We start from the raw sequence: 19134 nt of genomic DNA, 5'->3' as shown, positions 1-19134 counted from the left end.
CCGGCGTACGGCCGGGTCCGGGTCCGGGCCCGGACCCGTCTCACCGGCCGCCGGCCGCCAGGGCGGCGCCCAGCGGGGTCCGCTCGTAGACCACCTGGTGGCGTACCCGGTACGAGGTGAGCAGCCCGGCCTCGCGCAGCGTCCGCAGATGGGCCGAGACCGAGGACGGGGCGAGTCCGAGCCGGGCGGCCAGCGCCGTGGTGGAGGCGGGCTCGGCGAGCGCGGTGAGCACGGCGGCGCGGCTCGGGCCGAGCAGCCGGGCCAGCGCTCCGGACGGCCCGTCGCCGGCCGCGGTCCACAGCCCGCCGACGCCGCGCGCCGGGTAGACGATCACCGGCGGTACGCCCGTCTCCCCGCCCGTGCCCCCGCCGCCGGGGAGCCGGGCGGGTCCGCACCCCGGGCCCCCCGCCGCGCCTCCCGCGGCACCTCCCACGGCGTTGGGCCACACGAACACACTCGGCACCAGGGTCAGGCCCTCGCCGCCCAGCACGCAGGTGTGGTCGTGGGGGAGCCGTACCGACAGCGTGCCGGCGGCCTCGGACCAGCTCACCCGGGGGTGCAGCTCGGCGAACAGCCGGGTCAGGCCCCCCTCGGCCAGCCGCCGCGCGTGGAAGGCGACGTCCGCCTCCAGCAGGGCCCGCAGCCGCGGCCAGTCGGGCGCGACCAGGGTCCGCCAGACCCGGTCCAGGAGCCCGGCCACGGTCCGCACGGCCCGCGCGGGGTCCGCCAGCAGGTCCCGGCCGGCCGGGCTGTCCGCCGCGCCCGGCACCCCGGCCAGCGAGCGGGCGATCTCCGCGCGGGCGGTGGCGGGGTCGGTGGCCCGCACCCGGGCGAGCTCCGCCGCGAAGGAGGGGACCGGCCCGCCGGCGGGCGGCGGGCACAGGAAGTCCGGGGTGTACCCCCGGGCCGGCATCAGCAGCCACAGCGGCTCCAGCCCCAGTTCCGCCGCCACCGGCGCGCTACGGCGCAGCCAGGGCAGGTGGTACGGGCCCGGGTGTGCCAGGGCCCGGGCGGCCCCCTGGGTCTCCCACAGCGGTGAGACCGCGAAGCGGCAGCGCAGCAGGTCGGCCCCGCCGAGCCGCAACTGGACCGGCATGCGCCACCTCCGTACGTGCTCGGGTGATGCGGCCGGTGATTCGGCCGGGGCCGAAAGACTAGGCCGTCCCGGCCGTGCCGCGCAGGCTGCCGGGCATGCCGTCCCAGTCCCGGAGCCCCCGGAGTTCCCGAAACCCCCGGATCCCCGCCGGTCCCGGCACCGCCGGGCGCGCCGGATACCGCGCCGTGTTCGCCGTACGCGAGTTCCGGGCCGTCCTCGCCGCCCATGTGCTGTCGCTGCTGGGCACCGTCGTCGCCCAGCTCGCCCTGTCGGTGCTGGTGTTCCGGGAGACCGGCTCCACCCTGCTGACCGCGCTCACCTTCGCGCTCGGGCTGCTGCCGTACGCGGTCGGCGGCGCCGTGCTCGCCCCGCTCGCCGACCGGTTCCCGGCCCGGCGGACCCTGGTGGTGTGCGATCTGTTCTCCGCCGGGTGCGTCGCCGCCATGGTGCTGCCCGGTCTGCCGCCGGCGGCGCTGCTGGCGCTCCGCGCGGCGGCGGCGTTCGTGGCGCCGCTGTTCACCGGGGTGCGGGCGGCGAGCCTGGGGGAGATCCTGCACGGGGACGCCTTCGTCCTGGGCCGTTCCCTGATCCGGATCGTCGCCCAGGCCGCCCAGATCGCCGGCTTCGCCGCGGGCGGGCTGCTGCTGGCCGTGGTGGCGCCGCGCACCGCGCTGCTGCTCACCGCGGCGGGTTTCCTCCTCTCCGCGGTGATCCTCCGCCTCGGCACCCGGGAGCGCGGCCCGCTGACCCGGGAGCGGACGGCCGGCGGCACCCGGACCCTGCTGGCCGACCGGCGGGTGCGGGCGCTGCTCGCACTGTGCTGGGTGCCGGCGGCCTTCATGGTGGTGCCGGAGGCGCTGGCCGCGCCGTACGCCGAGCGCATCGGCGCCGGAGCGGTGGGCACGGGGCTGCTGCTGGCCGCGCTGCCGGTGGGCGCGGTCGCGGCCGAGGTGGCGGCCGGCGGGCTGCTGGGGCCGGCGGCCCGGGAGCGGCTGGTGCTGCCGCTGGCCGTGCTGGTGCCGCTGCCGCTGCTGGCCTACGCACTGCGCCCCGGGCTCCTCCCGGCGCTGGCGGCCCTCTTCCTGGCCGGGCTGGGCGCGGCGTACACCCTGGGACTGGACCGCTGGTACCTGGACGCCGTGCCGCGGGAGCTGCGCGGCCGGGCGATGACCGTGCTGTCCGCGGGGCTGATGTCGGTCCAGGGGCTGGGCATGGCCGCGGGCGGGCTGGTGGCCGAGTTCGTGCCGCCGCACCGGGTGGTCGCCGGGGCGGGGGCGCTGGGCGCGGTGTGCGTGCTGGTGGTGGTCCGCGCCGTGCGGCGGCACCCCGTACCCGGGCCCGTACCCGCTTCCCGTTCCGCCCCCGGTGCCCGGGGGACGAGACGGAGCTGACCACGATGTGACCGGCCGGTATGGTCGTAGCCGTGCCGAAGCCGCTCAGTCTGTCGTTCGATCCGATCGCCCGCGCCGACGAACTGTGGAAGCAGCGTTGGGGGTCCGTGCCCCCGATGGCCGCGATCACCTCGATCATGCGCGCGCACCAGATCCTGCTCGCCGAGGTCGACGCGGTCGTCAGGCCCTACGGACTGACCTTCGCCCGCTACGAGGCGCTGGTCCTGCTGACCTTCTCCAAGCAGGGCGAGCTGCCGATGTCGAAGATCGGCGAGCGGCTGATGGTGCATCCCACCTCCGTGACCAACACCATCGACCGCCTGGTGCGGTCGGGCCTGGTCGCCAAGCGCCCCAACCCCAACGACGGCCGCGGCACGCTGGCCTCCATCACCGACCGGGGCCGGGAGGTCTGCGAGGCGGCCACCCGCGACCTGATGGCCATGGACTTCGGGCTCGGGGCGTACGACGCGGAGGAGTGCGGCGAGATCTTCGCGCTGCTGCGCCCGCTGCGGATGGCGGCGGGCGACTTCCGGGAGGACTGAGGCGACCCCCGGACGGGGCCCCGCCCGGGGGGCCGGAACCGGGCGGTTACGCTCGTGGGCATGAAGAAGAGCGTGCTGACCCGCTACCGGGTGATGGCGTACGTCACCGGTGTGCTGCTGATCCTGCTGACCCTCGGCATGGTCGGCAAGTATCTGCTGGAGGTGGACGGCGCCGAGGGCTTCACCTACGTCGTCAGCCTCGCCCACGGCTGGCTGTACGTGCTGTACCTGGTCTTCGCCTTCGATCTCGGCCTCAAGGCGAAGCTGCCGGTCCCCAGGCTGCTCTGGGTGCTGCTCGCGGGCACGGTCCCCACCGCCGCCTTCTTCGTCGAGCGCAGGCTGTCGCGCCAGGTCGAGCCGCTGGTCGTGGACGAGGGCACGGCCCCCGCCCGGGCCTGACGGGCACCCCGCACCGGCCGTCCCGCACCGGCCGTCCCGCCCACGCCCCGTCCCGCCGTACGGCCGCCGCCCGGACGCGTCACCGCGCCGGGCGGCTTTCCGTCGACAGTTACTTGGACGTCCTAGTAAATTTGTGGGCATGGACGCTGACGCCATCGCAGAGGGCCGCCGACGCTGGCAGGCCCGGTACGACGCCGCACACAAGCGGGAGGCCGACTTCACCACGCTCTCCGGGGACCCCGTGGAGCCCGTGTACGGTCCCGCCCCCGGTGACACCGTCGAGGGGTTCGAACGGATCGGCTGGCCGGGGGAGTATCCCTTCACCCGCGGCCTGCACCCCACCGGCTACCGCGGCCGGGCGTGGACCATCCGCCAGTTCGCCGGCTTCGGCAACGCCGAGCAGACCAACGAGCGCTACAAGATGATCCTCCAGGCGGGCGGCGGCGGGCTGTCGGTCGCCTTCGACATGCCGACCCTGATGGGCCGCGACTCCGACGACCCGCGCTCGCTGGGCGAGGTCGGCCACTGCGGCGTGGCGATCGACTCGGCCGCCGACATGGAGGTCCTCTTCCGGGGCATCCCGCTGGGCGAGGTCACCACCTCCATGACGATCAGCGGCCCGGCGGTGCCGGTGTTCTGCATGTACCTGGTGGCCGCCGAGCGCCAGGGCGTCGACCCGGCCGTCCTCAACGGCACGCTCCAGACGGACATCTTCAAGGAGTACATCGCGCAGAAGGAGTGGCTGTTCCCGCCCGAGCCGCACCTGCGGCTGATCGGCGACCTGATGGAGTACTGCGCGCGCGACATCCCGGCGTACAAGCCGCTGTCGGTCTCCGGCTACCACATCCGCGAGGCGGGCTCCACGGCCGCCCAGGAGCTGGCCTACACCCTCGCCGACGGTTTCGGCTACGTGGAGCTGGGCCTCTCCCGGGGCCTGGACGTGGACGTCTTCGCGCCGGGCCTGTCGTTCTTCTTCGACGCGCACGTCGACTTCTTCGAGGAGATCGCCAAGTTCCGCGCCGCCCGGCGCATCTGGGCGCGCTGGATGCGGGACGTGTACGGCGCGCGGAGCGAGAAGGCGCAGTGGCTGCGCTTCCACACCCAGACCGCGGGTGTCTCGCTCACCGCCCAGCAGCCGTACAACAACGTGGTGCGTACCGCCGTGGAGGCGCTGGCCGCGGTGCTGGGCGGCACCAACTCGCTGCACACCAACGCCCTGGACGAGACCCTCGCGCTGCCCAGCGAGCGGGCCGCCGAGATCGCGCTCCGCACCCAGCAGGTGCTGATGGAGGAGACGGGCGTCGCCAACGTCGCCGACCCGCTGGGCGGCTCCTGGTACGTCGAGGCGCTGACCGACCGGATCGAGGCCGCCGCGGAGGAGATCTTCGAGGAGATCCGGGAGCGCGGCCGCCGTGCCGTGCCGGACGGTAACCACCCCGTCGGTCCGATGACCTCGGGCATCCTGCGGGGCATCGAGGACGGCTGGTTCACCGGCGAGATCGCCGAGGCAGCCTTCCGGTACCAGCAGTCGCTGGAGAAGGGCGAGAAGCGGATCGTCGGAGTCAACTGCCACACCGGTTCGGTCACCGGCGATCTGGAGATCCTGCGGGTCAGCCACGAGGTCGAGCGCGAGCAGGTGCGGGCGCTGGCCGAACGGAAGACCGGGCGCGACGACGCGCGCGTGCGTACCGCCCTGGACGGGATGCTGGCCGCCGCCCGGGACGGGGGGAACATGATCGGGCCGATGCTTCAGGCGGTGCGCGCCGAGGCCACGCTGGGCGAGATCTGCGGGGTGCTCCGCGAGGAGTGGGGCGTCTACACCGAACCCGCCGGCTTCTGATCCCGCTCCCCGTCCGCCGGGTCCGCCGGGTCCGCCGGGTCCGCCGTCCGGTCCCCGGCGGGCGCCGGAGGGGCCGCCAGACCCTGGAGCAGCAGGGTGGTCAGGGCGCGGGCCCAGCCGGGGGTGACCCGCTCCGCGCTGACCAGGCAGCGGTGGACGACCGCGCCCGCGATCACGTCGAAGACCAGGTCCACCGTCCGGGCCGCCTCGGCGGCGCCCGCCGGGCCCGGCGGGTCGGCGGGCAGCTCGCCGCGGGCCTGGGCGCGGCGGCGGCCCTCGACGACCAGGTGCTTCTGGCGGTCCACGATCGCGGTGCGGATCCGGCCGCGCAGCGCCTCGTCGCGGGTGGCCTCGGCGACCACCGCCATCAGCGAGGCCTTCGTCTCCGGGCGCTCCAGCAGCTCGGCGAAGGACAGGACGACACCCTCCACGTCGGCCCGCAGACTGCCGCGGTCGGGCAGCCGCAGATTGTCGAAGAGGACGGCCACCGCGTCCACGACCAGATCGTTCTTGTTCGCCCAGCGGCGGTAGAGCGTCGTTTTGGCCACCTTCGCGCGGACGGCCACGTCCCCCATCGTCAGCCTGCCCCACCCCAGTTCCACCAGCGCCGAGCGGGTGGCGTCGAGGATCGCGCGGTCGGCCGCGGCGCTGCGCGGCCTGCCCGTACGGCGTGGAGAACCGGCCATGACCGCAGACTCTAGCGGTGCCCGTGAGATACGCTACGGCCCGTATCGTAAAAAGCCCGGAGACGCCGGTCACCGGGCGACAGCCACGGGCGCCGGGTGGGGACCCGGTGCCGACTCGCGCCACGCTGTACGGAACGGCCCGCGGACGGGGGAAACTGGTCTCATGCAGCCACGCAACATGTCCATGAGCGGAGTGGTCGACCTCGCCGCGGTGAAGGCGGCCGGAGAGGCCAAGCAGAAAGCGGAGGAGGCCCGGGCCAGGGCCCGGACCGCCGGGGAGCAGGGCGGCGCCGGCGCCGCCCCGGACGCCTCGGTGTCCTCCCTGGTGACCGAGGTAGACGAGGCGGACTTCGAGAGGGAGGTGCTCCAGCGCTCCACCGAGGTCCCGGTCGTCATCGACTTCTGGGCCGAGTGGTGCGAGCCGTGCAAACAGCTCGGCCCGCTGCTGGAGCGGCTGGTGCGGGAGTACGCCGGGCGGCTCGTGCTGGCGAAGATCGACGTGGACCGCAACCAGATGCTCTTCCAGCAGTTCGGGGTGCAGGGCATCCCCGCGGTCTTCGCGGTGGTGGCGGGTCAGGCGCTGCCGCTGTTCCAGGGCGCCGCGCCCGAGCAGCAGGTCCGCGAGGTGCTGGACCAGCTGGTCCAGGTCGCCGAGCAGCGCTTCGGCCTGACCGGGGTGTCCGTCGGGGGCGGTGAGGGCGAGCAGCCCGCCGTACCCGAAGTGCCGGAGGACCCGGCGCTGGCCGCCGCCCACTCGGCGCTGGACGCGGGCGACCTGGGCGGTGCCGTGCAGGCGTACCGGAACGTACTGGCCGGCGACCCGGGCAACATGGAGGCCAAGCTGGGACTGGCCCAGGCGGAGCTGCTGCAGCGCGTGCAGGGGCTGGACGCGGCGCGGGTGCGCAAGGAGGCCGCGGACGCTCCGGCCGACGTGCGGGCCCAGATCCGGGCGGCCGACCTGGACCTGGTGGGCGGACATGTGGAGGACGCCTTCGGCCGTCTGGTGGAGGCGGTCAGGCGGACCGCGGGGGAGGACCGGGACGCCGCGCGCGTGCACCTCCTGGAGCTCTTCGAGGTGGTGGGCTCCGACGACCCGAGGGTGGTCGCGGCACGCGGTGCCCTTGCCCGGGTGCTGTTCTGACCTGCTCCTTCCGCACGGTCGCCACTTGTTGACATGAAGACAAACAGCGGCCGCGACTTTGCCGAAACTTGGCAATCGCGGCCGCTGTTACTTGCAGTAAGCCCACCCTGTGCTTCTCTCCGCTTTGCTCCGGCTGTGTCCGTATTCCGGGCGGGTCGCCCCGCGACCCTCCGTGTCCGTTTCGCCGCCCCGGGCAGCACTCCCGTCGTCCTCTCGTTACTCGCAAGTAACGACACCCCTTGTGTCAAGGCGTCTCATGGAGCACGATCGGCCACGCTCGGTCCGTCTCCCGCAGCCCCGGCGCAACACGCCCGGGCACCGGCGGGCGACGGGTCCCCACCGGGTGGGCCGGCGCCTCGGCGCTGGCCGTGGACAGGGGGGTCTCCGCCGCGAGGCGGAGCCTGTCCGGCAGACCGCGCGAGAGCGCGGTCACGTGGTTGTCGCTCGGGGGTGATCGCCGGTGCTTCGGAGGCTTGGGGAGACCCACCCGTCCGCGGAACGGCGCTTCCCCTCCCGAGGGCGTAGCACTTCTCCCATCCCGTCCGGGCCACGCCCGGGCCGGAGATGTACGTCCGAGAAGGAGGAAAGTCATGGAGTCTGTGGCTCGTGGCGGGACCAGATGGAAGCGGTTCGCCGTTGTCATGGTCCCGAGCGTTGCCGCCACGGCAGCGGTCGGGGTCGCCCTCGCACAGGGTGTGCTCGCCGCGTCGTTCAGCATCTCCGGCCAGCAGGCGAAGGTCTCGGTCAAGAAGCTGGACGGCAAGGGATTCATTCAGTACGGCGCGTTCGACGTCCAGCACGGCGGCAAGAAGATCCCCGTCGCCGTGTCCGCGTTCAACACCGCCGAGCTCAAGGGGCTGTGCCAGTCCGTCACCATGGCCGTGCCCGGCATCGGTGATGTCACGCTGAGGCTGGACGCGGGCAACGGCGACAAGACCGTCCTGGCGGAGAACCTCTACATCGACCTTGAGCAGCTCGATGCCGATGCCACGTTCGAGGACATCAACATCGGTATCGCGGCGGGCGACTCGAAGCAGGGTCCCGGCATCAAGGCCGGTGACAACGCGCATCCGGGCTCCTTCGCCCAGGAGGCCAGGTCGGCTCTGCTCACCGATGTCGAGCAGACGTCCTGGGCCACCAGCGCCGGCACCTTCAAGCTCTCCGGCCTTTCGATGAAGGTCTCCCCGGGCAAGAGCGCCGAGTGCTTCTGACGCGTTGAACGCCGGGAGGCGGGGGATCGCGCACCGCTCGGTCCCCCGGCTCCCCGCAGTGCCATTGATCTTTGTGACAGTTCAGCCCGAGGGAGCTGTTTTCGATGAGTGCCGAGTCGCCGGGAGCGCGTGAACGCATCAGCCGCTGGCGGCAGTCGTTCCGCATGTGGCGCTGGCAGCGCCCCTTCTGGGCGGGACTGCTGACGCTGCTGGGTGGCATACCCATCATCTACATCCCGTACGCCGACCCCAGCCTGGACCAGCTGTCCTTCCGGCTGGCCACCACCACGGGCTCCGGATCGCTGATCATCGGAGTGCTGCTGATCGTGCTGGGCCTGACCATGTGGTTCCAGCCGCACTCCCGGGTCTTCGCCGGGGTCGCCGCCATCCTGCTGGGTCTGGTCTCCCTGGTGGTCTCCAATCTCGGGGGTTTCTTCGTCGGTTTCCTGCTGACCCTGGTCGGCGGGGCCATGGGCCTCTCCTGGGTGCCCGTCAAGGAGGGGCGGTCCCCGGCCGGCGGGACGGCCGGCCCGGACACCTACCCCGGCCCGGACCCGGCCCCGGCCGGAGCCGAGAACGGACAGAACGGGGGGCACCGTGACACCTGACGAGGCGCGCCGGGACGGCCGCCGGGGAGACCGGGGAGACGGGGAAGGCGCCGCCGACGCCGGGGCCCCCCGGCGCACGAGGACCGGACCGCGGCACGCCGCGCCGAGGAAGCCGCTGCTGACCCGGCTGCACGTCCCCGCGGGCAAGGCGGTGGCCCTGGCGGCCATGCCCACCGCCGTGCTCATGGGCATGGGCCTCACCCCGCAGCTCGCCGGTGCCAAGCCGCTGCCGAAGAACCCCTTCCAGGACGGGCCGTGCGTGTCCGCGCCCGACAAGGAGGCGGAGCAGGAGAAGGACAAGAAGCGGGAGAAGGACCGGGAGAAGGCGGAGCGGACCGAACAGGCCGCGGAGCCGGAGCCCGGGAAGATCCCCGCGCCGCAGGAGTCCCCGGCCGCCGGAACCGGCGAGGACGGCTCCGGGGACGGGGACGGGGACGCGCGCAGGCGCGCACCGGAGACCGGCACCACCGCGCCGGAGCCCGCCACGGAACCGTCCGGGGCCGCGGAGGCGGCCGAGGAGGAACAGGAGCGGAACCCGCTGGACCCCCTGGGGCTGGGTGACGCCCTCGAGGACCTGCTCACTCCGGACGACCGGAGCGAGCGGCAGGAGACCCCGGAGACCGGGACCGCCTCGTCCGGCTCGCCGGAGCCGTCCACCGGTACCTCCGACACCCCGGTGAAGGAGGCCGCCGAGAAGGCCGGTGAGGAACTGGAGGAGGCCGCCGAGAAGACGCGGAAGGCGGCCGGAGACGACAAGGGGACCGCCAAGGAGACCGCGGAGGACGCCGTCGGGAAGGCCGGAGACGCGGAGGCGGGCGAGAAGGCCGCAGGGGACGCCGAGAAGGCCGAGGACGCCGGGGAGACCGGCGAGGACGCCTCCGGCAAGGAGCCCTTCCCCTGCCCCACCTACGACGCCCGGGCACTGGCGGACGCCGAGGAGGAGCCGACCGAGGCCCTGCTGCCCGACGCGCCGTGGCGGCTGGAGACCAGTCTCCTGACGCTGCACGGACTCGACTACCACGGCATCGTCAAGGTCCGCACCTACGGCGGCAAGATCAAGAACGTCCTGAAGTTCACCGCCTCCGCGGTCGACATCCGGGACCTGCACCAGATCGTCGAGGGCCCCGGCGGCACCGCCGGACACGTCCAGGCGGCCAGGGGGAGCACGTCCACCATCCGCGACGGCACGGTGACCATGTACACCGAGGAGCTGAAGGGCAAGCTGTTCGGCCTGATCCCGATCACCTTCAGCCCCGAGTCCCCGCCGCCGCTGAACGTCCCCGAGGTGTTCTTCACCGAGGTGTCGGTGACACAGGCCGGCCAGTTCGGCGGCACCCTGCACATCCCGGGCATGCACCTGTACAACGAGGGCTGACCGGGCGCCGGCGGACCGGCGGAACGACGGCGGCGGCCCGCGTACCGGGGAAGGTGGTACGCGGGCCGCCGCCGTTCCCGTGCCCGCACGGGACCGCCGTCAGCGCTCCTCGTTGCCCAGATGGTGCACCAGCACCATGTTGGTGGTGCCGGGGACACCGGGCGGCGAGCCGGCCGTCACGATCATGGTGTCACCGGGGTTGTACCGCTGGAGCTTGAGCAGCTCGGCGTCGACCAGGTCCACCATCTCGTCGGTGTGGTTGACGTGCGGCACCACGAAGGTCTCCACGCCCCAGCTGAGCGCGAGCTGGCAGGCGATGGAGGGCTCGGTGGTGAAGGCCAGGATCGGCTGGGCGGCCCGGTAGCGGGACAGCCGCCGGGCGGTGTCGCCGGACTTGGTGAAGGCGATCAGCGCCTTGCCGTTGAGGAAGTCCGCCATCTCGCACGCCGCGCGGGCCACCGAACCGCCCTGGGTGCGCGGCTTCTTGCCGTGCACCAGCGGCTGGAGACCGCGGGAGAGCAGCTCCTCCTCGGCGGCCTGGACGATCTTCGACATCGTCTTGACGGTCTCGATCGGGTACTGGCCGACCGAGGACTCCGCCGAGAGCATCACCGCGTCCGCGCCGTCCAGGATCGCGTTGGCCACGTCGGAGGCCTCCGCGCGGGTGGGCCGGGAGTTGGTGATCATCGACTCCATCATCTGGGTCGCCACGATCACCGGCTTGGCGTTGCGGCGGCACATCTCGATGAGCCGCTTCTGCACCATCGGGACCTTCTCCAGCGGGTACTCCACCGCCAGGTCGCCGCGGGCGACCATCACACCGTCGAACGCGAGGACGACGGCCTCCATGTTCTCGACGGCCTGCGGCTTCTCCACCTTGGCGATCACCGGCACCCGGCGGCCGACCTCGTCCATCACCCGGTGCACGTCGCGGACGTCGGCGGCGTCCCGGACGAAGGACAGCGCCACCATGTCGCAGCCCAGCTCCAGCGCGAACTTCAGGTCCTCGACGTCCTTCTCCGACAGGGCCGGGACGTTGACCGCCACACCGGGCAGGTTGATGCCCTTGTGGTCGGAGATCACCCCGCCCTCGATGACGATGCAGCGCACCCGCGGCCCCTCCACGTCGATGACCTGGAGGGCGACGTTGCCGTCGTTGATCAGGATCGCCTCGCCCTTGGAGACGTCGGCGGGCAGCCCCTTGTAGGTGGTGCCGCAGATGGTCCGGTCGCCGGGGACGTCCTCGGTGGTGATGGTGAACTCGTCCCCGCGGACCAGCTCCACCGGCCCGTCGGCGAAGGTCTCCAGGCGGATCTTGGGGCCCTGGAGGTCGGCGAGGACGCCGATCGCCCGTCCGGTCTCCTGGGCGGCCTTGCGGAGTCGGTGGTACCGCTCCTCGTGCTCCGGGTGGCTTCCGTGGCTCATGTTGAAGCGGGCCACGTTCATGCCGGCTTCGATCAGCGTTTTGAGCTGCTCGTAGGAGTCCACGGCGGGACCCAGGGTGCAGACGATTTTGGAACGGCGCATGAGGGCGATCCTATCTTTTGTTCAGTGGCGGAACGTTCCAGGGGGTGAGCCGGATCACCCCGGTCTTGCTGTGGCGCCGGTGACCAGCGCATACGTCTGGGTGGCGATCTCCAGCTCCTCGTCCGTCGGGACCACGGCCACCGCGACCCGCGCGGACGCCGGGGAGATCAGCCGCGGTCCGCCGCCGCGCGCCTCGTTCAGCTCCGGGTCCACCACCGGGCCCAGCCCCTCCAGCCCGGCGACGGCGGCCCGGCGCACCGGGGCGGCGTTCTCCCCGACCCCGGCGGTGAAGGCGACCGCGTCCACCCGGCCGAGCACGGCGAAGTAGGCGCCGATGTACTTGCGCAGTCGGTGGACGTAGACGTCGAAGGCCAGCTTCGCGGAGGCGGCGCTTTCGGCGTCCCCGGCGCCCCCTGCGTCTCCGGCGCCGGAGTCCATCCGGCGCAGGACCTCCCGCATGTCGTTGTCCCCGCACAGTCCCAGCAGGCCGCTGCGCTTGTTCAGCAGGGTGTCGATCTCGTCGACCGACATCCCGGCGACCCGCGCCAGGTGGAAGACCACCGCCGGGTCGATGTCGCCGGACCGGGTGCCCATCACCAGGCCCTCCAGCGGCGTGAGCCCCATGGAGGTGTCCACGCACCGCCCGCCCGCCACCGCCGAGGCCGAGGCGCCGTTGCCCAGGTGCAGCACGATGACGTTCACCTCGGACGGCTCGCGGCCCAGCAGCTCGGCGGTGCGGCGCGAGACGTACGCGTGCGAGGTGCCGTGGAAGCCGTAGCGGCGCACCCGGTGCGCGTCGGCGACGGCGGGGTCGATGGCGTACCGGGCGGCGTACTCCGGCATCGTGGTGTGGAAGGCGGTGTCGAAGACCGCCACCTGCGGCAGCCCCGGGGCCAGTCCCAGGGCGGTGCGGATACCGGCGAGGTTGGCCGGGTTGTGCAGCGGCGCGACGGGCACCAGCCGCTCGATCTCGGCCAGCACCTCGTCGTCGACCAGGGTCGGCGCGGTGAACCGCCGGCCGCCGTGCACCACGCGGTGGCCGATCGCGGCCAGTTCGGGGGAGTCCAGGCCGAGGCCGTCGCGGGCCAGTTCCGCGGCGACGGCCTCCAGCGCCGCGCCGTGGCCGTCGACGGCCTCCTCGCGCTCCCGGGGCGTACCGCCGGCCGGGGTGTGCCGCAGGTACGAGGTGCGCTCGCCGATCCGCTCGACGATGCCGGCGGCGGGCCGGGAGTGGTCGGCCATGTCGAGGAGCTGGTACTTCACCGACGAGGAGCCGGAGTTCAGGACGAGGACCCGGGTGCCTCTCACCGGCGCACCGCCGTCCCGCTCGTCCCGCTCGTTCCGTCCGCCCCGCTCGTTCCGCCCGGCCGCTCCTCCGGACCACCGGGCGGCGGCGACGGCGGTGCGCCCGGTTCCCGCCGGCTCTGCTGCGCCTGGACGGCGGTGATCGCCACGGTGGTGACGATGTCGGGCACCAGGGCGCCGCGCGAGAGGTCGTTGACCGGCTTGCGCAGCCCCTGCAGGACCGGTCCGACCGCCACGGCGCCGGCCGAGCGCTGGACGGCCTTGTAGGTGTTGTTGCCGGTGTTGAGGTCGGGGAAGACCAGCACGGTGGCCCGTCCGGCGACGCTGGAGTCCGGCAGCTTGGTCGCCGCGACCGACGGCTCCACCGCGGCGTCGTACTGGATCGGCCCCTCCGCCAGCAGGTCCGGGCGGTGCTCCCGCACCAGCTCGGTGGCCCGCCGCACCTTGTCCACGTCCGCCCCGGAGCCGGAGGTGCCGGTGGAGTACGACAGCAGCGCGATCCTCGGCTCCACCCCGAACTGGGCGGCGGTGGTGGCCGACTGGACGGCGATGTCGGCGAGCTGCTCGGCGTCCGGGTCGGGGTTGACCGCGCAGTCGCCGTAGACCAGCACCTTCTCGGCCAGGCACATGAAGAACACCGAGGAGACGATCGCGGCGTCCGGCCGGGTGCGGATGATCTCGAAGGCGGGCCGCAGGGTCGCCGCCGTGGAGTGCGCCGCGCCCGAGACCATGCCGTCGGCCAGTCCCTCCTGCACCATCAGGGTGCCGAAGTACGTCACGTCGGACACCAGGTCCCAGGCCAGCTCGTAGGTGACGCCCTTGTGGGCGCGGAGCTTGGCGTACAGCTCGGCGAAGCGCTCGCGCAGCGGCGAGGTCTCCGGGTCCACCACCCGGGCCCAGGCGCCCGGTCCCTCCGGGAGCTCGTCGTGGCCCAGCAGCCCCAGGTCGATGCCCAGGTCGGCGGTGCGGCGGCGGACCTCGCCCTCCCGGCCCAGCAGGGTCAGATCGCACACGCCCCGCCGCAGCAGCACCTCCGCCGCCCGCAGTACCCGCTCCTCGGCTCCCTCCGGCAGGACGATGTGGCGGCGGTCGGAACGGGCGCGCTCGATCAGCTCGTGCTCGAACATCATCGGGGTGACCCGGTCGCCGCGGGCCACCGAGAGCCGTTCGCTGAGCCGGGCGGTGTCCACCTCGTTCTCGAACAGGCCCAGCGCGATCTCGGCCTTGCGCGGGGTGGCCGTGGTGAGCCTGCCCTCCAGGGTGGTCAGCCGGGCCGCGGTCGGGAACGAGCCCTCGGACACCGCCAGCACCGGGGTGCCCGGGGAGAGCCGGGCGGCCAGCGCCATCGTCTCCTCGCCGGGCCGCCGGTCGGTGGTGAGCAGCACCGCGGCGATGGCCGGGGAGCCCGCGGAGTGCGCGGCGAGCGCGCCGACGACGAGGTCGGCGCGGTCCCCGGGGGTGAGGACCAGACAGCCCTCGGTGAGGGCGGGCAGGAAGGTCGGCAGCGTGGCGCCGCCGAAGACGAAGCCGCGCACATCGCGGGCCAGCCCGTCCGGATCCGACTGGAGGACCTCCGCGCCGAGGGCCTCGGCGACCTGGGAGACGGTCGGCGCGGCCAGCGCGGGCTCCTCCGGCAGGGCGTACACCGGCACCGGGAGCTGACCGCCCAGGGTGCGGGCGGCCCGGTGGGCGAACGCGTCGGGCACCCGGTTGGCGATCATCGCGATCACCTCGCAGCCCAGCGAGGCGTACGCGTGGTGGGCGTTGCGGACCTCGGCGGTCAGCGAGTCCTCGTCCTGCCCCGCCCCGGCCACCACGGGCAGCACCGGGGTGCCGAACTCGTTGGCCAGCCGGGCGTTGAGGGCCAGCTCGGCGGGCAGGCCGGTGTCGGCGAAGTCGGTGCCCAGCACCAGGACGGCCTCGTAGCCGCGGGCGACGGTGTGGAAGCGGTCCACCAGCAGGGAGACCAGCTCGTCGGTGCCCTTGTCGGCCAGGACGGCGGCGGCCTCGTCGTAGCCCAGGCCCATCACCGTGCCCGGCGGCTGGGACAGCCGGTAGCGGCTGCGCAGCAGGTCGTAGATGGGGTCGGGGCCGTCGTGGGCGAGCGGGCGGAAGACACCGACCCGGCCGATCCGGCGGGACAGGAGTTCCATGACCCCCAGCTCCACGACCTGCCGGCCGTCACCGCGGCCGATACCGGTCACGTACACGCCGCGCGCCACGTGCGTTCTCCCTACGTCTCGCGTTCACCGGGCCCGGGGGCCGTCCCCGGTCGCGTACCCGTGTCCGCCGCGCCGGAACCGCCGCGGAGAAGGGCCCGGAACGCGTCCTCACCAGGCGAGCCGGCCGTCCTGCGCCGGTCGCCCTCCGGCCCGGCGCCGGTCCACCGTCGACCTTACCGCCGGGCCCGGTGACGTCGCGCACCGAACGAGATGTGAGACGGGCGGCCGGGATGTGTTCAGGGCGTGAAACAATCGCCGTGGCGCACCCGAACCAGCAGCGAGCAGGAGAAACGATCCCCATGCGCATCGGAGTCCTCACCGCAGGCGGCGACTGCCCCGGTCTGAACGCCGTGATCCGTTCGGTCGTGCACCGCGCCGTGGTCGACCGGAACGACGAAGTCATCGGCTTCGAGGACGGCTTCAAGGGCCTCCTCGACGGCCGCCACCGGCCACTCGACATCAACTCCGTCTCCGGCATCCTGGCCCGCGGCGGCACCATCCTGGGCTCGGCCCGGCTGGAGCGCGGCCGACTGCAGGAGGCCTGCCGCAACTCCGAGGAGCTGCTGGAGCGCCTCGGGCTCGACGCGCTCATCCCGATCGGCGGCGAGGGCACCCTGACCGCCGCCCGGATGCTGGCCGACGCCGGGCTGCCGGTGGTCGGCGTGCCCAAGACGATCGACAACGACATCTCCGCCACCGACCGCACCTTCGGCTTCGACACCGCCGTCACCGTGGCCACCGAGGCCATCGACCGGCTGAAGACCACCGCCGAGTCCCACCAGCGCGTGATGGTGGTGGAGGTCATGGGGCGGCACGCGGGCTGGATCGCGCTGGAGGCCGGGATGGCCAGCGGCGCGCACGGCATCTGCGTGCCCGAGCGGCCCTTCCAGATCGACGACCTGTGCAAGATGGTCCAGGAGCGGTTCGCGCGCGGCAAGAAGTTCGCGGTGATCTGCGTGGCGGAGGGCGCGCGCCCGGCCGAGGGCTCGATGCCGTACGAGAAGGGGCAGATCGACCAGTACGGCCACGAGCGCTTCGCGGGCATCGGCAACCGGCTGGCCATCGAGCTGGAGCACCGGCTGGGCAAGGAGGCCCGCCCGGTCATCCTCGGCCACGTCCAGCGCGGCGGCACCCCCACCGCGTACGACCGGGTGCTGGCCACCCGCTTCGGCTGGCACGCGGTGGAGGCCGCCCACCGCGGCGACTTCGGCAGGATGACGGCCCTGCGCGGCAACGAGATCACGATGGTGCCGCTGGCGGACGCGGTGGCCGAGCTGAAGACGGTGCCGCAGGAGCGGATGGACGAGACCGAGGCGGTCTTCTGAGCCGTCCCGTCCGCCGTGCCCGCCCCGCCCGCGGCCCGGGCGGCCCCGCCGTGCCCGGCCGTCAGCCCTGCCAGCGGTAGTACAGCTCCGGCCGCCCCACCTGGCCGTACCGCGGGGTGCGGGCGGCCTGTCCGGTGCCCACCAGGTACTCCAGGTAGCGGCGGGCGGTGATCCGGTTGACGCCCACCCGCCCGGCCGCCGCGCCGGCCGTCAGGCCCGGGCCGGCGGCCGAGCGCAGCGCGGCGGTGACCGCCTCCAGGGTGGCGGCGCTCAGTCCCTTGGGCAGCGCGGTCCGGCCCGGTGCCCGCAGGGTGGCCAGCGCCCGGTCCACCTCCGCCTGACTGCCCGCCTCCGCGCCCGCACAGGTGGTGGTCGTCCGGAACCGGGCGTACCGCTGGAGCCGCTCGCGCAGGGTGGGGAAGGTGAAGGGCTTCAGCACGTGCTGGACGACCCCGAGCGAGACCCCCTCCCGTACGACGGCCAGGTCGCGGGCCGAGGTCACCGCGAAGACGTCGGTGCCGTGGCCCGCCGCGCGCAGCGCGCGCACCAGGGCCAGCCCGTGGCCGTCGGGCAGGTAGAGGTCGAGCAGCAGCAGATCGACGGCCAGCCGGTCCAGCGCCCGCCCGGCCTCCGCCCGGGAGTGCGCGATCCCCGCGACGGTGAAGCCCGGCACCCGGGAGACGTACAGCGCGTGGGCGTCGGCCGCCACCGGGTCGTCCTCGACGACCAGCACCCTGATGGGCGCCCCGCCGTCCGCGGTGCCGCCGCCGGCCGCTCCGGTCCCGCCGGTCACGCCGGGACCTCCGTGGTGCGCAGCGGCAGCCGCACGGTGAACTCCGCGCCGCCGGACGGCGCCCGGCCCAGCGTCACGGTGCCGCCGTGCCGGCGTACGGTCTGCCGCGCCAGGGCCAGGCCCAGTCCGCGGCCGGCGGCCCGGCCCTCCTTGGTGGACCAGCCGCGCCGGAACACGTGCTCCGCGGCGGTGGGATCGACGCCCGGCCCGCTGTCGCCGACGCGCAGCAGCAACTCGTGCCGGGCGGCCCGGACGGTCACCGCGACCCGGGCGGGGCCGCTGCCGCCGAAGGCGCCGTCTGAGCCGCTGCCGCTGCCGTCGGCGGTGGCGTCGAGGGCGTTGTCGATCAGATTGCCCAGCACCGTCACCAGGTCCCGGGCCGGCAGGCCGGGGGGCAGCACCCCGTCGTCCACCCGGCTGTCACCGGTGAGCACCAGCTCCACCCCGCGTTCGTTCGCCTGCGCCGCCTTGCCCAGCAGCAGCGCCGCCAGCACCGGCTCGGCGACCGCCGCGACCACCTGGTCGGTCAGCGCCTGGGCCAGTTCCAGCTCGGCCGTGGCGAACTCCACCGCCTCCCGCTCCCGGCCCAGTTCGATCAGTGACACCACGGTGTGCAGCCGGTTGGCCGCCTCGTGCGCCTGCGAGCGCAGCGCCTCGGCGAAGCCGCGCACCGAGTCCAGTTCGCCCGCCAGGGCCTGCAGTTCGGTGTGGTCCCGCAGGGTGACCACCGTGCCGCGCCGCTCGCCGCCGGACACCGGCGAGGTGTTCACCACCAGGACGCGGTCCTCGGTCAGATGCACCTCGTCCACCCGCGGTCCGGGGGCCAGCAGGGCGTCCGTCAGCGACCGGGGCAGGCCCAGGCCGGTGACATGGCGTCCGATCACGTCCGGTGCGCCCCGGCCGTCCAGGCCCAGCAGTTCACGGGCGCCGTCGTTGGCCAGCGCCACGTGCCGCCGCCCGTCGAGCATGACCAGCCCCTCGCGCACCGCGTGCAGCGCGGCCTGGTGGTAGTCGTGCATCCGGCTCAGTCCGGCGGCGTCCATGCCGCGGGTGTGGCGGCGCAGCCGGGCGTTGACCACGTAGGTGCCCAGCCCGCCCAGCAGTACCGCGCCCCCGGCCACCGCGAGCAGGACGGCCATCCGCCGCTCCACCTCGGCACTGATCCGCTCCACCGCGATCCCGGCGCTGACCAGGCCCACGATCCGCCCGTCGCCCCCCGGTCCGGCGCGGACGGGGGTGACCACCCGCACGGACGGGCCGAGGGTGCCGGTGTAGGTCTCGTGGAAGGTCTCCCCGCGCAGGGCCGGGCCGATGTGCCCCACGAAGCGCTGGCCGATCCGGTCCGGTTCCGGATGGGTCCAGCGGATGCCGCGCGGATCCATGATCGTCACGAAGGTCACCCCGGTGTCGTGGCGGACCCGCTCGGCGTACGGCTGGAGCAGCGCGCCGGGATCGGGGGAGGCGATCGCCTCCCGCACGGAGGGCGAGTCGGCGATCGCCCGGGCCGTCGCGGTGGCCCGGTGCCGGGCGGCGGCCTCGGCCTGCGCACGGTCGTCCAGATGGGTGTACAGGGCGCAACCGGCCACCACGACGGCCACCAGCACGACCTGCATCGCGAAGAGCTGGCCCGCCAGGCTGCGGGGACGGGGGAGGCGCATGGCCACCAGTCTGCC

Annotated in this window: 16 protein-coding genes; 9 read left to right on the top strand and 7 right to left on the bottom strand. The window is 73.9% G+C overall.

The window, feature by feature from the left end; genetic code table 11:
* Window positions 1-40 precede the first annotated feature (40 nt).
* Window positions 41-1096 (bottom strand): ArsR/SmtB family transcription factor, encoded by a 1056-nt coding sequence (locus tag CUT44_RS19650; RefSeq protein ID WP_100203205.1) that lies wholly within the window; start codon window positions 1094-1096, stop codon window positions 41-43.
* Between the two features lie 185 nt (window positions 1097-1281).
* On the opposite strand from CUT44_RS19650, the gene CUT44_RS19645 reads away from it, so the two are divergent.
* The 4 genes from CUT44_RS19645 (at window position 1282) to CUT44_RS19630 (ending at window position 5268) form a co-directional block, all read left to right on the top strand.
* Window positions 1282-2487: an MFS transporter gene (locus CUT44_RS19645; protein ID WP_408646762.1), complete on the top strand. Its 1206-nt coding sequence runs from the start codon at window positions 1282-1284 to the stop codon at window positions 2485-2487.
* A gap of 32 nt (window positions 2488-2519) precedes the next feature.
* Complete coding sequence (locus CUT44_RS19640) at window positions 2520-3029, top strand: MarR family winged helix-turn-helix transcriptional regulator (protein ID WP_100203423.1); 510 nt, start codon at window positions 2520-2522, stop codon at window positions 3027-3029.
* A gap of 60 nt (window positions 3030-3089) precedes the next feature.
* Window positions 3090-3428 (top strand): DUF3817 domain-containing protein, encoded by a 339-nt coding sequence (locus CUT44_RS19635; RefSeq protein ID WP_100203204.1) that lies wholly within the window; start codon window positions 3090-3092, stop codon window positions 3426-3428.
* A 139-nt stretch (window positions 3429-3567) separates the two neighbouring features.
* On the top strand, window positions 3568-5268 hold the full coding sequence (locus CUT44_RS19630; protein WP_100203203.1) for an acyl-CoA mutase large subunit family protein: 1701 nt from the start codon (window positions 3568-3570) through the stop codon (window positions 5266-5268).
* Here the strand turns inward: CUT44_RS19630 and CUT44_RS19625 are convergent.
* Window positions 5244-5954 carry a TetR/AcrR family transcriptional regulator gene (locus CUT44_RS19625; protein WP_100203202.1) on the bottom strand — a complete coding sequence of 237 codons (711 nt, stop codon included), beginning with the start codon at window positions 5952-5954 and terminating at the stop codon, window positions 5244-5246. The genes CUT44_RS19630 and CUT44_RS19625 overlap by 25 nt on opposite strands.
* A gap of 163 nt (window positions 5955-6117) precedes the next feature.
* Here CUT44_RS19625 and CUT44_RS19620 point away from each other — a divergent pair, with 163 nt between their 5' ends.
* From CUT44_RS19620 to CUT44_RS19600, 4 genes are all read left to right on the top strand, one after another.
* Entirely contained in the window at window positions 6118-7095 is a 978-nt protein-coding gene (locus CUT44_RS19620; protein ID WP_100203201.1) for a tetratricopeptide repeat protein, read from the top strand.
* A 590-nt stretch (window positions 7096-7685) separates the two neighbouring features.
* The gene (locus CUT44_RS19610) at window positions 7686-8306 is read left to right on the top strand and encodes a DUF6230 family protein (RefSeq protein ID WP_100203200.1); all 621 of its coding nucleotides are present in this window, start codon (window positions 7686-7688) and stop codon (window positions 8304-8306) included.
* Window positions 8307-8410: 104 nt separating this feature from the next.
* The gene (locus CUT44_RS19605) at window positions 8411-8914 is read left to right on the top strand and encodes a DUF6114 domain-containing protein (protein ID WP_100203199.1); all 504 of its coding nucleotides are present in this window, start codon (window positions 8411-8413) and stop codon (window positions 8912-8914) included.
* Window positions 8904-10289: a hydrogenase expression protein HypF gene (locus CUT44_RS19600; protein ID WP_233221505.1), complete on the top strand. Its 1386-nt coding sequence runs from the start codon at window positions 8904-8906 to the stop codon at window positions 10287-10289. The genes CUT44_RS19605 and CUT44_RS19600 overlap by 11 nt, the downstream gene beginning before the upstream one ends.
* A gap of 99 nt (window positions 10290-10388) precedes the next feature.
* Here CUT44_RS19600 and pyk read toward each other — a convergent pair whose 3' ends face one another.
* Genes pyk through pta form a run of 3 tightly spaced genes read right to left on the bottom strand, consistent with a single transcriptional unit; the run spans window position 10389 to window position 15343 of the window.
* Window positions 10389-11816 carry a pyruvate kinase gene (gene pyk, locus CUT44_RS19595; RefSeq protein WP_100203198.1) on the bottom strand — a complete coding sequence of 476 codons (1428 nt, stop codon included), beginning with the start codon at window positions 11814-11816 and terminating at the stop codon, window positions 10389-10391.
* A gap of 54 nt (window positions 11817-11870) precedes the next feature.
* A complete protein-coding gene (locus tag CUT44_RS19590) occupies window positions 11871-13124 on the bottom strand; it encodes an acetate kinase (RefSeq protein ID WP_100203197.1) in 1254 nt (417 codons plus the stop codon).
* On the bottom strand, window positions 13121-15343 hold the full coding sequence (gene pta, locus CUT44_RS19585) for a phosphate acetyltransferase (protein WP_100203196.1): 2223 nt from the start codon (window positions 15341-15343) through the stop codon (window positions 13121-13123). Before pta ends, CUT44_RS19590 begins: the two co-directional genes overlap by 4 nt.
* A 299-nt stretch (window positions 15344-15642) precedes the next feature.
* Here pta and CUT44_RS19580 point away from each other — a divergent pair, with 299 nt between their 5' ends.
* On the top strand, window positions 15643-16668 hold the full coding sequence (locus tag CUT44_RS19580) for an ATP-dependent 6-phosphofructokinase (RefSeq protein WP_100203195.1): 1026 nt from the start codon (window positions 15643-15645) through the stop codon (window positions 16666-16668).
* A 61-nt stretch (window positions 16669-16729) separates the two neighbouring features.
* On the opposite strand, the gene CUT44_RS19575 is transcribed toward CUT44_RS19580, so the two are convergent.
* A complete protein-coding gene (locus CUT44_RS19575) occupies window positions 16730-17461 on the bottom strand; it encodes a response regulator (protein WP_100203194.1) in 732 nt (243 codons plus the stop codon).
* Entirely contained in the window at window positions 17458-19119 is a 1662-nt protein-coding gene (locus CUT44_RS19570) for a sensor histidine kinase (protein WP_100203193.1), read from the bottom strand. The genes CUT44_RS19575 and CUT44_RS19570 overlap by 4 nt, the downstream gene beginning before the upstream one ends.
* Window positions 19120-19134 lie beyond the last annotated feature (15 nt).

The sequence above is a fragment of the Streptomyces carminius genome, from assembly GCF_002794255.1.
Taxonomy (GTDB): domain Bacteria; phylum Actinomycetota; class Actinomycetes; order Streptomycetales; family Streptomycetaceae; genus Streptomyces; species Streptomyces carminius.
Note: the sequence above shows the minus strand (reverse complement) of the source record. Positions and strands in the feature narration are given on the sequence as shown.

Coding starts and splice junctions, on each gene's coding strand:
- CUT44_RS19650 (WP_100203205.1), bottom strand. CDS start 1,096: ATGCCGGTCCAGTTGCGGCTCGGCGGGGCCGACCTGCTGCGCTGCCGC.
- CUT44_RS19635 (WP_100203204.1), top strand. CDS start 3,090: ATGAAGAAGAGCGTGCTGACCCGCTACCGGGTGATGGCGTACGTCACC.
- CUT44_RS19630 (WP_100203203.1), top strand. CDS start 3,568: ATGGACGCTGACGCCATCGCAGAGGGCCGCCGACGCTGGCAGGCCCGG.
- CUT44_RS19625 (WP_100203202.1), bottom strand. CDS start 5,954: ATGGCCGGTTCTCCACGCCGTACGGGCAGGCCGCGCAGCGCCGCGGCC.
- CUT44_RS19620 (WP_100203201.1), top strand. CDS start 6,118: ATGCAGCCACGCAACATGTCCATGAGCGGAGTGGTCGACCTCGCCGCG.
- CUT44_RS19610 (WP_100203200.1), top strand. CDS start 7,686: ATGGAGTCTGTGGCTCGTGGCGGGACCAGATGGAAGCGGTTCGCCGTT.
- CUT44_RS19605 (WP_100203199.1), top strand. CDS start 8,411: ATGAGTGCCGAGTCGCCGGGAGCGCGTGAACGCATCAGCCGCTGGCGG.
- pyk (WP_100203198.1), bottom strand. CDS start 11,816: ATGCGCCGTTCCAAAATCGTCTGCACCCTGGGTCCCGCCGTGGACTCC.
- CUT44_RS19580 (WP_100203195.1), top strand. CDS start 15,643: ATGCGCATCGGAGTCCTCACCGCAGGCGGCGACTGCCCCGGTCTGAAC.
- CUT44_RS19570 (WP_100203193.1), bottom strand. CDS start 19,119: ATGCGCCTCCCCCGTCCCCGCAGCCTGGCGGGCCAGCTCTTCGCGATG.